Source organism: Acetobacterium sp. (assembly GCF_036508315.1).
Taxonomy (GTDB): Bacteria; Bacillota; Clostridia; order Eubacteriales; family Eubacteriaceae; genus Acetobacterium.
The window spans coordinates 1-13,303 of sequence record NZ_DATCHP010000039.1 but is presented as its reverse complement, the minus strand read 5'-3'; the positions used below and the strand labels follow the sequence as shown (position 1 = coordinate 13,303).

The window sequence follows — 13,303 nt, the reverse complement described above, 5'->3', positions numbered from 1 at the left end:
CTCTATGAAAAATTTATTAAAAAATAAAACCGTTGTCCTTGGAATTACCGGAAGCATTGCCGCCTATAAAATGGCGAATGTTGCCAGCAGCCTGGCTAAATTAGGCTGTGATATCCAGGTGATTATGACAAAAAATGCCCGGGAATTTATTTCTCCTTTAGTCTTTGAAACCCTGACAGGCAATAAAACAATTGTGGATACCTTTGACCGTAACCTTAATTACGAAGTGGCTCATGTGGCTCTGGCAAAAAAAGCAGATCTCTTTATGGTTGCACCGGCTTCTGCCAACATCATTGGAAAAATTACCGCCGGCATCGCTGATGAAATGCTTACCACCACTATCATGGCCTGTCGATGCCCAAAGCTTATTGCGCCGGCAATGAACACAGCGATGTATGAAAACCCCATTGTCCAGGATAATCTGAAAAAGCTCAAAGATTATGGTTATAAAATCATCGACCCGGCCACTGGCATTCTCGCCTGTAAAGACATCGGCGCTGGAAGACTTCCGGATGAAGATTTGCTTTTGAACCACATCATTTGTGAGCTTGCCTATCCTAAAGATCTCACTGGCAAAAAAATCCTTGTCACTGCCGGGCCTACCGGTGAGGCCATTGATCCCATTCGCTATATCACCAACCATTCCAGTGGAAAAATGGGATATGCTCTGGCCAATGCCGCCATGCTTCGCGGCGGAGAAGTTACTTTGGTTACCGGTAAAACAGCCCTTAAACCACCTGCCTTTGTTAAAGTCGTATCGGTTTTTTCTGCAAGCGACATGTGTGCCGCCGTAATGGATCATTTTGAAAGTACCGACATTGTTATTAAAGCCGCTGCCGTTGCAGATTTCAAGCCATTGAATGTCGCTAAAGAAAAAATTAAAAAAATTTACGGGCATCCTGAAATACTCTTGTCTCCAACCATTGATATTTTAAAAACATTGGGAGGGAAAAAACGTACCGATCAATTTCTCTGCGGTTTTTCCATGGAAACCCAAAACGTCATCGAAAATACCGTCAGCAAACTCCATAGCAAAAATGTCAATATGATGGTTGCCAATAATTTAAAGGAAAAAGGTGCCGGATTTAATACCTCTACCAACCGTGTCACCATTATCACCACAGCAAAAACCCAGGCACTCCCTCTTTTATCCAAAGATGCTGTTGCCCACAAGGTCCTTGATGCTATTCTGGATGAACTGAAATGACAGGCTCTCAAATCAGCCATGTTGCCATGGAAATTGGAATTGTGCTCCTTTCCAATGGCGCTGAAACCTATCGGGTTGATGAATCCATGCACCGTATCTGTATGGCTATGGGGGCCTGTGATACTGATATCTTTGTTTTGCCTTCCAACATTATTCTGGGAATTACAATCGGTAACGGGAAACACATTACCCGGACACGCCGGATTCATGCTCGCGGTATTGACCTTAAGAAAGTTGAATTTATTAATAATCTTTCTCGCCGGGTTTGCTATGAAGATTTATCCTACAGTGAAATTCTAACCGAAATCCATACTATTAACAGCTCTCCTCCGTATCCCTATTACCTTCAGGTTTTGGCCTTCGCATTCGTGGCACAAATGTTCAGCCTATTTTTTGGAGGGACTTTTCAGGACAGCAGTATTGGCTTTATCATTGGTTTTGGGATTAAACTGCAAATGGATTTCATGGCACGCCTGGAAGGAAATATCTTTTTCATTAACATTGTCGGTGGGCTTATTGCTGCTACGGTTGCTCTGGCTGCTTCAAGACTGGGACTAACCAGCCATGTGGATGCCATTATCATTGGCTCCATTATGACCCTGGTTCCAGGGCTTTCCATCACAAATTCTATTCGTGATATCATTGCCGGTGATTATCTTTCAGGTATAATGAAAGGTGTTGAAGCCCTGTTAATCGGTGCCGGCATCGCCACAGGTGTCGCTATTCCGCTCAGTCTTTTGAGTCCGATCTGGGGGGTGTGAATCAATGGCTTATTTTGCACCATGTCTTTACGCCTTTGGAGGCTCCCTTGCTTTTGCTATGGTTTTCAATATCTCAAAAAATAAACTGTTACTTTCTGCCATTGGTGGTTTTATCGGACAGTTAACCTATCTTTTGTTCCAGTTCATCATTTCAAATGATGTTGCTTTGTCCCTATTGGCAACCATGGCCATTTCCCTGTATGCAGAAATGATGGCACGGGTCACCAAATCGCCTACCACTGTATATCTGGCTGTGGCACTGATTCCATTGGTTCCTGGAGGAGGAGTCTATTACACAATGCTGGATTTTATCCACAACGATATCGATCTTGGTATTACCACCGGTCTCCACACCCTTGGGATTTCGGCTGCACTGGCCATGGGGATTATTTTGATTTCCTCTTCAATTAACCTCATTCGAAAAGTGATGCTCAACAGAAAAAGAAGAAAGAAGGAATCAGCTATTCCCTGCAAAGAATAAAATCTTTCCTGTTTTATTAAGCAAAGCAGGATAAAAGAGAACACCCGGAAAGCAAAAACTTCCCGGGTGTTCTCTTTTTTATTTTTCATGGGCAACGAATAATATTTCTTGTCCACAGGCAGTCAGCACAAGACGGCGTGTTAAAGTAACAATCGTATTGAGTATCCTCTACCAGACTGCACCCTCCTCTTAAATCACAATCAATGCAAGAAGGAAACTGATTGTTATAAACAGTGTTCCAGAAGTCCTGATATTCTTTGCCTTCAATGATTTCTTTAAGGGTTTTCTCTTTCAGATTTCCAAAAGAATGTTTCATAACCTTTTTTTTTGCACCAAAAACATATTCGTCATAGTTGTTTGCCAAACGATAACAGGATATTACATCTCCGTTAAAATCGATGTAAATATACCCTTTGTCAATAAAGCTGCAACGGCGTTCGGTTTTTAATTCCATATCTGGAATGTTGATTTTAATATCTCGGTAAGTAAAGATCTTTTCTAAGAAAGCTTTTCCTTCCGGATTATCATAACGGGTGTAGAATATATCATCACTACCCTTTTCCACTATGGGCAGGAGATGTGAAAGGGACAGACGATGGATACCGTAATGACGCATCATATCAAGCAAATCAAACAAGGCTCCTGCGTTGCTTTTGGTGAGTACATAAGCAATCCCAGTTTGAGGTGTAGATGACCGTGTTCTTTTATGATAATTCGAGAAATACTCAAAGGTCGCAATTAATTGGTCCTTAACACCCTGGCTGTCTTCATGATACTGATCTGCTGAGAAGTAAACCTCCTGAAATTTTTCGCAAATCAACTGAGCGGTTTCTTCATCCATAATGCCATTACTGGTTAATAAGAGTTTGTACCCTTCAAATAATTCAACGGCCTCTTTAAAGTGGGGATATACCGTCGGTTCTCCAATCCCTCCAAAAAAAACTTCTTTTAATTCCGGAAACTCTTTGACCTGTTCTCGAATGGACTTAAGTAACTCCAAATCCATATCTCCTTCAATGGAATCCCAGGTATGTCTGAAACACATCTCACAATTGAGATTGCACCGATTGGTAAGTTCAATATAAACTCGATTTAACTCCATAATATCCCCTATCCTTTATTATTTATTAACAGCAGCAGCTGCCATCTTTTTCGCTACCACAACATCCACCGCCATCGTCTTTTTTAACCTTGGTATTCATGCTGGTAAGTTCTTCATCGGTTATCCCTGACCATGCAGCCAGATCCGCATTTGATGGATAGGATCCCATCTTTTTTATTTCACCATCCACCACTGTAATGGGAAGGGCGTTAGTGCCGCCGTTATTTAATGCTTCATTCACTGGTTGATTATCCACAAAAGCCTGTGGCTCATTTGAAAGGCTGTATCGTGTGATCTTTTTACCGTTGGCTTCTAATGCATTAATAATTGCAGATACCCTTAACAGCTCTTTATCAACACCTGGGCCGCATACACCACTTGAACAACACATTGCAGGATCAAAAATTTCTATTTTACTCATTTTATTCTCCATTTAATTTTATTTTTTTATTGAATTAATGCACTAATGTTTTGACAGGTTAATTCACTTTTCTGATAAACTCCGAGTTTTTTAAGCTCTTCCATTAAAATATCTTCTCTTTTCAATTCAATTTCAAAGACGGTTTTTAAAAAAGGATGCTCCTCTAAAACCACATCATTAATACGATAATATGCAAATTTATTTTCCCGTCGACTTTCCAAAAAACCCAAAACGCTCATTAGCCGTAAATGCTTTGATAAATTAGATTGGGAAATCCCCAATAGGTATTCCAACTCACATACACACAACTCCCGACCATATAGGAGATTAAGAATTCTTAAACGGTTCGTATCGGATAAGATCTTAATTATTTCAACAATTGTCATAGATACTGACCTCTTTCTTAACAAAGCATAGCACAAGGTTACTCTTGGAATCCCATTATTTTAACACATAAAAGCCAACAATACCCGATCAGATTTTATCTCATTCAGTCAAGATTTATTTATTTTTCCCAGGGAATGACAACATAGTTTCCCTGGGTATTTTCTGCTATTTGATTAATCCATTTCGCCTCATTGTTTGCCCGAACCCTTAAAAATGCATCCTTCGTATCTGTTGCCGACAGGCTGGCATTCATGACCCACCATTTGCTGTTAATACCGGCTCGTTTTAAATCTTCTTCCAACCTCATGGCTTCAAGAACCGGTGTTGCCTCGGGAAGAGCAACAATAACGACCTCGGTTTCTTCTTGATTTCGAAGCCGTGGTAACAGCTTCATTACTGATTCCGGAATATCTGCGTTGGAACGTTCCATTTCCTTATGATAGCTTTCAGTAGAGTTTAATAGCAATAAGGTATGTCCGGTGGGTGCGGTATCAATGACAACCACGCCATCCTCTGCTTTATCAACAACTTCTGCAAAGGCTCTGAATACTGCAATTTCCTGGGTACAGGGGGACCTGAGATCCTCTTCGATATAGTCAATATCTGCCTGACTCATGTTATTTGCTTTGGCTTTTCCGATAACCTCATCATGATACTTTTGGAGTTCTTCATCCTCATCCACATTAATCACAACAATGTTTTCTCCTCCCATGGACGCGACGCTCAGATGGCCTGCCGGATCAGTGGTGGTCAGATAAACCTTTTGTCCGAATTTTGAAAGGCCCAGGGCAATGGCAGCGGCAACGGTTGTTTTTCCAACGCCACCTTTACCCATGGTGAAAATAACTTTCTTGTTTGTTCTGTATAAATCTTCAATGAGTTTTTCTAAACCTGGTAATTCTTTAAGTTGATTAATACCTTCACCCTCAATCATGTCATCTTCTGTGAACAATCGCCGAATATTTTTAATTCCTGAAACATTGTACCCCCGAAGCGGCAGCATATAGATATCCATGTTCTTAATGCTATCCGGGATATTAATAACTGCACTTTTCTGTTTATTGTAAAAAGAGGTTGCCACGGTATCGATCTTATCAAAGTTTTCAAGCGCCCCATTGATAATAAGGATCTGATTCTCAACCCCAATGTCTTTTAATTCCCGGGAGGCTCTGGCAGCTTCTTCTAATGGCGATGTCTCAGGACGAGATATCAGAAGAAGTGTGGTCATGTTTTTATCAGCTAACGTTTTAACAGCCTTTTCATACATCTCTTTTTGTGCGGTTAATCCCGATAACTGACCTAAGCATGATGCTCCATGAGTGCTTTCATCAATGAAACTATTCCAGGCGGCTGGCAATTGAAGCATTCTCAAGGTGTGTCCTGTCGGGGCAGTGTCAAAAATAATATGATCATATTTCTTACTCATGACTTCATCCGTAATAAACCGTGAAAACTCATTAAAAGCTGCAATCTCTACGGTACAGGAACCTGCAAGCTGTTCTTCCATATTGGCAATCACTGCATCTGGAAGCTTCCCGCGAAAAGGTCCAACCACGGACTCCCGGTATTCTGTTGCTGCTTCAATCGGATCCAGGTTTGCAACGATGAGATTTGGAACACCATGAATGGGAACACCCTGCCCGGTTAATTCGGTTTCAAAAACATCCTGTAAGTTTGATGCCGGGTCAGTGCTTACCAGGAACACGTTTTTTCCCCGATCCGCGAGATTGACTGCAGTGGCACAGGCCACGGATGTTTTTCCAACACCACCCTTCCCGGTATAGAATAAATATTTAGTTAACTCAATCTTGTCTGGCGTAAAAATTTTATACATAACATTTGCCTTCTTTCTGATACAACAATCTATTTACATAACTTCTTGTTCATATAACTATATAATCATATGATAATACATTCATATGATTATGTCAACTATTATTTTTATTCATCTCAATTTTACTGTTATTTCTATTGACGTAGGCCTCTGGGTCATCTATCATAAACAGTATAACTAAGAATATCATTATTTAATTATAGAAGGAGTCGAGTCATGGATATTTATTTAGACAATGCGGCCACTACCTTTCCGAAGCCTTTGTGTGTTCCTGAAAAAATTTATGATTATATTGTTAACAATGGTGGCACCTCAGGACGTGGTGCTTATGAAAAAGCCATGCTTGCCGATGGGCTTGTCTATCAAACCCGAAAGAGTCTGGCAAAACTTTTTAATCATAAAGATCCTAAAACGGTTGTTTTCACTTCCTGTGTAACCGAATCTTTAAATTTGGCACTTCAGGGGATTTTAAAACCCGGGGATCATGTTGTCACCAGTGCCCTGGAACACAACGCTGTATGGCGTTGCCTGAAAACCCTGGAACGGGATATCGGGATTATCATTACCGTGGTGCCCGCAACAGCCCAGGGAGAAACCAGTATTACTGATGTGGCCTCTTCCATAAAACCTGAAACACGGCTCATTGTTTTCAACCATGCCTCGAATGTTTTGGGTACCATCCAACCCATTGGCGCCATCGGTGAATTGGCCCGGGAAAAAGGCATTCTTTTTCTTGTGGATGCTGCCCAATCCGCCGGAGTTTTACCCATTGATGTTCAGACACAGTGTATCGACCTGTTGGCTTTTACCGGACACAAAAGCCTTTTAGGCCCTATGGGAACCGGAGGCCTGGTGGTCAATTGTGACGTGGATATCCATCCACTCATTTCTGGTGGTACCGGTGGGGATTCCGCCTATGAATACCAGCCGGACTATTACCCTAACCATTTAGAAGCCGGCACCATGAATGTCAGTGGGATCATTGGACTTGGAGCGGCTTTAGAATTTTTAGAAACTGAAGGCCTGGAAAATATCCGTCGTAAAGAAGATGCTCTCATGGACTACGCTTTAAACGCTTTAAAGAAAATCCCGGGGATTGAACTCTACGGCCCCCAGGATTCTTCCAAAACCGTTGGGGTGATTCCTTTCAATTTAAAAGGCCACGCCCCGGAAGAGATTGCTTACTTTTTAGACCAAAACTGTCATGTGATGATCCGTTCAGGACTTCACTGTGCGCCCAGTGCTCATCGTCTTATTGGCACCATTAAACGTGGAACCTGTCGTATTGGCATCGGTTATTTTAATGAAAACGGTCATATTGATGCCCTGGTTAACGGGCTGCATGCATTTATAAAGGAGAAAAACTCATGTATTTAGAAAATATTCGTTTAGTTTATATTAAACCTTGTACTACAGGTGGAGGACGCATTAAATTCCGAGCCAAACTGGATCATCCTGTTTATGAGATTCTTCCCTATCTCAATGCCGAGATTAAAACCGGGCTTTACATTCCTCAGGCTAAAACATTCACCTACAAAATCGAAAGTCATATTATCAACATTAGTGGTGAAAATTTAACAGCTACCCAGCTCACCAATGAAGCCCAATGTTATGAAATGATTGATCATCTGAAGGATCTTATTAATGATACCTGGGAACGAAAAGGCCAAATTACACCTTATGAAGAAACCCGCGAACGCCCTAACGCCATTCAATTGTACAAACTGTTACCCAAAACCAATTGTAAGGCTTGTGGTCAGGCTACCTGTATGGCCTTTGCCTCCAAGCTTATTTTAGGAACCTGCCGCCTTTATCAGTGTCCAGTGGTAAAAGAAGAACAATATGCTTCCAATTTTCAGGCATTGGAAGCAAATCTGCAGCTCCTGGGTTATGAGACAGAAGCTGATTGAAAGCTTTAATCAGCAAACACTAAGTTTTAATGCTATTAATCCGAATCAAAAACCTCATTATGAGTAATAAAATAATCTACCTGTTAATTCTATTGACGGATGTCAACATGGGGGTTATTATAAATACTATGAATAAAAATATTGTTATTTTATTTTTGCTAACGTTTAAAGCGAGAAAAACAACTATGAAAAATCTGAGAAAATTTAGATATTTATCGAAAAAGCGGCAAAATCTTATACCTTTTCGAGTTTTACAATAAACGAATTCAGTTATTTAAGGAGTTAAATCATGACAACACCATTAAAAGGTGCCTGCATCATCGGTCAATCAGGCGGACCGACATCCGTAGTTAATGCCAGTGCCCTTGGCTGCATTGAAGCTGCACTTGCTTCAGAACATATCACAAAGGTGTACGGTGCTGCAAATGGCATCAAGGGTGTTTTAGGCGATCAATTGTATGATCTGGATCTGGAGGATCCTTATGAGCTTTCACTGATGAAGTACACTCCTTCCTCAGAGTTTGGAACCTGCCGTTATAAACTTAAGGATTTCATTGTGGATGACACGGATTACAAGCGTATTCTCGATATATTCCGAAAGTATGATATCCGTTATTTCTTCTATAACGGTGGCAATGATTCCATGGATACCTGCAGCAAAATAAGCAGTTATCTGAGCCAGAACAACTATGAATGCCGCATCATCGGCATCCCTAAAACCGTCGACAATGACCTTATCGGCACGGATCACTGCCCCGGCTACGGCAGTGCCGCTAAGTTCGTTGCCACATCCTGCATGGAGATCTACAGAGATGCCAAAGTTTATGGAACCGGTTCCATAACGATCCTGGAGTTCATGGGCCGAAACGCCGGATGGCTGACCGCTTCTTCCGCGCTGGCCACCTATAAGGGTCTTGGCCCTGATCTGATCTATTTGCCCGAGATCCATTTTGATCTTGCCGATTTCATTGCCGATGTGAGCAGAATCTATGAAAAGAATGGCGATGTTCTGGTCGCTGTTTCTGAAGGCATTATGGACAAAAGCGGCACTTATATTTCAGCCTATTTTTCCGATCTGACCAAAAGTACCGATGCTTTTGGCCATTCAAGAATGGGCGGACTAGCCGCCGGCCTTGCAAACTTTGCCGGCACAAAGATCGATACTAAAGTCCGAGGTATCGAATTCGGCCTTACTCAGCGATGCGCCGCCCATATTGCATCAGGTACAGACATCGAAGACGCCTATACGTTAGGCAGGTTCGCTCTGGAAGTTGCGCTTGAGGGTGCTACGGATCAGATGGTAGGTTTTGAGAGAATTCCCGGAAAAGAGTACCAATGCCGTATTAAAATGTTTGATCTGATTGATGTCGCAAACGCTGAAAAGAAAATACCCAGAGAGTGGATCAATGCAGCCGGTAACCACCTGCTGCCGGCTTTCATCGACTATGCACTGCCACTCATTCAGGGAGAAACCAAAATGCCGAAAGAAGATGGTCTTCCCAGGTTCGCAAATCTCAAGAAAATCATGACCCGGGAAATATAAATATCCACTGTTCTATTTTCTGGAATACAAAAGAGCTTTTGCAAAATAGCATACTATTTGCGAAAGTTCTTTTTTGTTATCATCATTTTTATACAGAAAGAAACCTATTCTCCAAAACTTTGTCATAACGGGTTTTATTTTGATTGAAAGGAAAGAAAACAAGATTGCAATTCATTAAGTAAATGATTATAATGTACTCATCATAAGATTCATTTATTTTAAAGGTTATTCAAAAATTTTTAGGAAAAGTTAATGAACAAAAGGAGATAAACATGAAAATCATTGTCATTGGTGCTGTGGCTGCCGGCACATCTGCTGCTGCAAAGGCCCGTAGAAATAATGATTACGCTGAGATCGTTATTTATGAAAGAGATCAGGATATTTCTTATTCCGGCTGTGGTCTTCCTTACTTTATTGGAGGAAAGGTATCTGCCATTGAAACACTTGTTCCCAGGGATGCCGCTTTTTTTAAGACAAAATATAACATTGATATTTTAATCCGTCATGAAGTTCTGAAAATTGATATTGCCCACAAAACCCTGTTGGTTAAAAATTTAATTACCGGTGACACTTTCAAGGATATTTATGACAAGCTCATCATCTCCACTGGTGCCAGTGCTTTTGTCCCACCCATCAAAGGCATTGATAATGACAACGTATTTTTCCTGAGAAATGTTCAAAATGCCATGGCTATTAAAACATATATGAATAATCACCACCCTAAAACAGCAGTGATTGTTGGTACCGGCTTCATTGGCTTTGAGCTTGCGGATAACCTCGTCCAGGCTGGCTTAAAGGTTATCCTTGTTGAACGTGCACCTCAAATCACCCCTAATCTCGATGAAGACATGGCCAAATACCTTGAGCACCTTCTTACGGAAAAAGACATCCCCGTTATCAAGAATGCCAATGTCGTGGCAACCACAAACCAGGGGGTTCTTTTGGAAAATGGCATCCACATCCCCGGAGAAATGATCATTATCGCAACGGGTGTTAAGCCCAATGTATCCCTGGCAAAGGAAGCTGGAATCCACCTGGGAACTACTGGTGCCATACAGGTGAATGAACGTATGATGACCATGGATCCCGATATTTATGCCTGTGGCGATTGCGTGGAAACTTGGTCAGCCGTTACTAAAGTACCGCATTATCGTCCCCTTGGCTCCACGGCTAATAAAACTGGACGAATCTGCGGTGATAACATCACCGGGGGTAACATGATTTATACCGGTAACCTTGGTACTGGTATCTTCCAGGTTTTTGATATCAGCGTTGGGAGTACTGGTTTATCAGAAGCGGAAGCAATAAAAGCCGGATATGATGTGGTTGTATGTCATAATATTAAGCCTAATAAGCCGGCCTTTATGGGTGGACGAGAAATGACCATTAAAGCCATTGCGAATAAAGATACCCAGAAAATTCTCGGTGTCCAGATTATTGGTTATGAAGGCGTTGATAAACGTCTGGATATTTTTGTAACCCTCATTACCTATGGGGCTACTGTCGATGAAATCTTTAACCTCGATCTTGGCTACGCCCCACCCTTTTCCACCACCAAAGACCCTGTCCACTACACCGGAATGATTCTGGATAATGTCTTAAATAATGGCCTCGATCTCGTGACAGCCGAGTCCCTGAAAAAAACTGTTGATGATGGTCAGGACTACCAGATTATCGATGCCCGGGTTAATGATAATTATAAAGCCGGCCATATTTCCGGTGCCGTAAATATTCCCCACAGTCAGCTGCGTGATACCCTGCCCAAGTTGGATAAGGGCATTCCTGTGGTAACTTACTGCAATAAAGGTGTTACCGGCAACGCCACCCAAAACATCCTTCTTAACCGTGATTTTAAAAAAGTATATAATCTTTCCGGAGGCTATGCGTTTTTTGATGCCACCAAAGAAGAATAGAAAAGAGGTCACCAATGAATTCCGATGATGTTTCTGTTAAAATATTCAAAGCTCTGGGACATCCGATTCGCCTGAAAATTGTAAAATTTCTCCTTGCTGGACCACTATGTGTATGTGTTCTTCATCGGTCTTTCGATTATAGCCAAGCCAATCTTTCCCAGCATTTAAAAATTCTCCGGGAAGCCGGCATCTTAAAAAGAGAAAAGATTGGTATCGAAATGCATTATTCTGTACAATTAAAGGGTATTGAAACACTGCTTGATGCCATGGATATGACCACCGCTGAATATTTCAATACCCTGGACTTTTAATGTTTTTATTTATTTTTCTTCATAACCCTGGGGATGTGCTTGATGCCAATCCCAAGCTGTTTTTATAATATAATCCAGCTCAGAATTTTTTGGTGACCAACCCAACTGGCTTTGGGCTTTCTGAGATGAAGCAACAAGCACCCCTGGATCCCCTGACCGGCGATCTGCCATTTCCACCAAAATTCTTTTTTGGGTTATTCCCTTTGCATGCTCGATGACTTCCTTCACTGAAAATCCATTACCATTCCCCAGATTGAAAACATCACTTTCTCCACCTGCCATAAGTTTTTCCATACCCAAAATATGAGCTGAGGCGATATCCATAACATGGATATAATCCCGGATGCAACTTCCGTCCGGAGTATCATAATCTTCACCAAAAACAGCGATCTTCTCACGAACACCCTGAGCAGTTTTTAAAACTAAAGGAATCAGATGACTCTCCGGATTATGATCCTCTCCTATTTCACCGGATGGATGTGCCCCTGATGCATTAAAATAGCGAAAAATCATGTGCTTTACGCCATGGGCTTTTTCCATCCACGGTAACATTTTCTCAACCGCTAACTTGGTTTCCCCATAGGTATTGGTAGGCTTTTTTGCTGTTTTCTCAGTGATGGGTATTTCTTCTGGTTCGCCATACACAGCAGCCGTGGAAGAAAAAACAAACTTTTTCACATCGTATTCTACCATGGCTTTTAACAGACAAAGCGTTCCGTAAACATTATTATCATAATACATCAAAGGCTTTTCCATGGATTCTCCTACCAGTGAATTGGCACAAAAATGCATGACACAACCGATATCACGGCTCTTAAAAACATCAGCCAGAAATCGGGTATCCCTGATATCACCACTTTCCAGGGCCACACTCTTCGGAACCGCTTCCCGGTGACCGGTGGAAAGATTATCCAAAACCACAACCTCATATTGTTTATCTAAAAGGGCTCTTACCACATGGGAGCCAATATAACCAGCGCCCCCGCATACTAATATTTTCATAAGTCTCCTCTGATTTCTTTTTATTTCATTTTATCCATTATACCAGAACTGACTTGTAAAGACACCTTTGTTCCGGTTTAAATCCATTTCCAATAAAAAGAAACCCCGAAGGGTTTCTGATTTTCTGAGTTGATTTTTAGTTTTCAGACATGCGTTTGTAGCCATTGTAACGTTCCAGTGCTTCTTCTTTCGCTTTATCATAAAGCGTTTCAGAAACTTCCGGGAAACTCAATTTCAAAGAAGTATAACGCACTTCTGAATCCAGGAATTGGGTGAATTTATCCATATCTGGTTCTTTTGAATCCAGTATGAAGGGGTTTTTACCTTGTTCTTTTAAACTTGGATTAAAGCGATACAAATGCCAGTATCCAGATTCCACGGCAAAAGCTTCATGGGTTTGGGTTCGGCTCATGCCGCCTTTAATGCCGTGA

14 protein-coding genes are annotated in these 13,303 nt (G+C 41.5%); 8 read left to right on the top strand and 6 right to left on the bottom strand.

The window, feature by feature from the left end:
* Positions 1–4: 4 nt before the first annotated feature.
* Genes coaBC through VIK44_RS05320 form a run of 3 tightly spaced genes read left to right on the top strand, consistent with a single transcriptional unit; the run spans position 5 to position 2,449 of the window.
* Positions 5–1,207, top strand: coding sequence for a bifunctional phosphopantothenoylcysteine decarboxylase/phosphopantothenate--cysteine ligase CoaBC (gene coaBC, locus VIK44_RS05330; RefSeq protein WP_331552808.1), 1,203 nt, complete (start codon positions 5–7; stop codon positions 1,205–1,207).
* Positions 1,204–1,968: a threonine/serine exporter family protein gene (locus tag VIK44_RS05325; RefSeq protein ID WP_331552807.1), complete on the top strand. Its 765-nt coding sequence runs from the start codon at positions 1,204–1,206 to the stop codon at positions 1,966–1,968. Before coaBC ends, VIK44_RS05325 begins: the two co-directional genes overlap by 4 nt.
* A gap of 4 nt (positions 1,969–1,972) precedes the next feature.
* Complete coding sequence (locus VIK44_RS05320; protein ID WP_331552806.1) at positions 1,973–2,449, top strand: threonine/serine exporter family protein; 477 nt, start codon at positions 1,973–1,975, stop codon at positions 2,447–2,449.
* Between the two features lie 85 nt (positions 2,450–2,534).
* On the opposite strand, the gene VIK44_RS05315 is transcribed toward VIK44_RS05320, so the two are convergent.
* The 4 genes from VIK44_RS05315 to arsA form a co-directional block, all read right to left on the bottom strand.
* Positions 2,535–3,551: a radical SAM protein gene (locus tag VIK44_RS05315; RefSeq protein WP_331552805.1), complete on the bottom strand. Its 1,017-nt coding sequence runs from the start codon at positions 3,549–3,551 to the stop codon at positions 2,535–2,537.
* A gap of 25 nt (positions 3,552–3,576) precedes the next feature.
* Positions 3,577–3,972, bottom strand: coding sequence for an arsenite efflux transporter metallochaperone ArsD (gene arsD / locus VIK44_RS05310; RefSeq protein WP_331552804.1), 396 nt, complete (start codon positions 3,970–3,972; stop codon positions 3,577–3,579).
* A 26-nt stretch (positions 3,973–3,998) separates the two neighbouring features.
* The gene (locus VIK44_RS05305; protein ID WP_331552803.1) at positions 3,999–4,358 is read right to left on the bottom strand and encodes a metalloregulator ArsR/SmtB family transcription factor; all 360 of its coding nucleotides are present in this window, start codon (positions 4,356–4,358) and stop codon (positions 3,999–4,001) included.
* A gap of 119 nt (positions 4,359–4,477) precedes the next feature.
* Positions 4,478–6,193 (bottom strand): arsenical pump-driving ATPase, encoded by a 1,716-nt coding sequence (arsA, locus tag VIK44_RS05300; protein WP_331552802.1) that lies wholly within the window; start codon positions 6,191–6,193, stop codon positions 4,478–4,480.
* A gap of 216 nt (positions 6,194–6,409) precedes the next feature.
* Between arsA and VIK44_RS05295 the strand changes: the two genes are divergently transcribed.
* From VIK44_RS05295 to VIK44_RS05275, 5 genes are all read left to right on the top strand, one after another.
* Positions 6,410–7,570 carry an aminotransferase class V-fold PLP-dependent enzyme gene (locus VIK44_RS05295; protein ID WP_331552801.1) on the top strand — a complete coding sequence of 387 codons (1,161 nt, stop codon included), beginning with the start codon at positions 6,410–6,412 and terminating at the stop codon, positions 7,568–7,570.
* Positions 7,561–8,103 carry a (Fe-S)-binding protein gene (locus VIK44_RS05290; RefSeq protein WP_331552800.1) on the top strand — a complete coding sequence of 181 codons (543 nt, stop codon included), beginning with the start codon at positions 7,561–7,563 and terminating at the stop codon, positions 8,101–8,103. Before VIK44_RS05295 ends, VIK44_RS05290 begins: the two co-directional genes overlap by 10 nt.
* A gap of 289 nt (positions 8,104–8,392) precedes the next feature.
* Positions 8,393–9,646, top strand: coding sequence for a 6-phosphofructokinase (locus tag VIK44_RS05285; RefSeq protein ID WP_331552799.1), 1,254 nt, complete (start codon positions 8,393–8,395; stop codon positions 9,644–9,646).
* A gap of 272 nt (positions 9,647–9,918) precedes the next feature.
* Complete coding sequence (locus VIK44_RS05280; RefSeq protein ID WP_331552798.1) at positions 9,919–11,559, top strand: FAD-dependent oxidoreductase; 1,641 nt, start codon at positions 9,919–9,921, stop codon at positions 11,557–11,559.
* A gap of 14 nt (positions 11,560–11,573) precedes the next feature.
* On the top strand, positions 11,574–11,870 hold the full coding sequence (locus tag VIK44_RS05275; RefSeq protein WP_331552797.1) for a metalloregulator ArsR/SmtB family transcription factor: 297 nt from the start codon (positions 11,574–11,576) through the stop codon (positions 11,868–11,870).
* Positions 11,871–11,879: 9 nt separating this feature from the next.
* Here the strand turns inward: VIK44_RS05275 and galE are convergent, their stop codons facing one another.
* Together galE and VIK44_RS05265 are read right to left on the bottom strand one after the other, a co-directional pair.
* Entirely contained in the window at positions 11,880–12,872 is a 993-nt protein-coding gene (gene galE, locus VIK44_RS05270; protein ID WP_331552796.1) for a UDP-glucose 4-epimerase GalE, read from the bottom strand.
* Positions 12,873–13,008: 136 nt separating this feature from the next.
* A partial coding sequence (locus VIK44_RS05265) for a hypothetical protein (RefSeq protein ID WP_331552795.1) occupies positions 13,009–13,303 on the bottom strand: 295 nt, incomplete at its 5' end.

Coding starts and splice junctions, on each gene's coding strand:
- galE (WP_331552796.1), bottom strand. CDS start 12,872: ATGAAAATATTAGTATGCGGGGGCGCTGGTTATATTGGCTCCCATGTG.
- VIK44_RS05305 (WP_331552803.1), bottom strand. CDS start 4,358: ATGACAATTGTTGAAATAATTAAGATCTTATCCGATACGAACCGTTTA.
- arsD (WP_331552804.1), bottom strand. CDS start 3,972: ATGAGTAAAATAGAAATTTTTGATCCTGCAATGTGTTGTTCAAGTGGT.
- VIK44_RS05315 (WP_331552805.1), bottom strand. CDS start 3,551: ATGGAGTTAAATCGAGTTTATATTGAACTTACCAATCGGTGCAATCTC.
- VIK44_RS05275 (WP_331552797.1), top strand. CDS start 11,574: ATGAATTCCGATGATGTTTCTGTTAAAATATTCAAAGCTCTGGGACAT.
- VIK44_RS05325 (WP_331552807.1), top strand. CDS start 1,204: ATGACAGGCTCTCAAATCAGCCATGTTGCCATGGAAATTGGAATTGTG.
- VIK44_RS05295 (WP_331552801.1), top strand. CDS start 6,410: ATGGATATTTATTTAGACAATGCGGCCACTACCTTTCCGAAGCCTTTG.
- coaBC (WP_331552808.1), top strand. CDS start 5: ATGAAAAATTTATTAAAAAATAAAACCGTTGTCCTTGGAATTACCGGA.
- VIK44_RS05320 (WP_331552806.1), top strand. CDS start 1,973: ATGGCTTATTTTGCACCATGTCTTTACGCCTTTGGAGGCTCCCTTGCT.
- VIK44_RS05290 (WP_331552800.1), top strand. CDS start 7,561: ATGTATTTAGAAAATATTCGTTTAGTTTATATTAAACCTTGTACTACA.
- VIK44_RS05280 (WP_331552798.1), top strand. CDS start 9,919: ATGAAAATCATTGTCATTGGTGCTGTGGCTGCCGGCACATCTGCTGCT.
- arsA (WP_331552802.1), bottom strand. CDS start 6,193: ATGTATAAAATTTTTACGCCAGACAAGATTGAGTTAACTAAATATTTA.
- VIK44_RS05285 (WP_331552799.1), top strand. CDS start 8,393: ATGACAACACCATTAAAAGGTGCCTGCATCATCGGTCAATCAGGCGGA.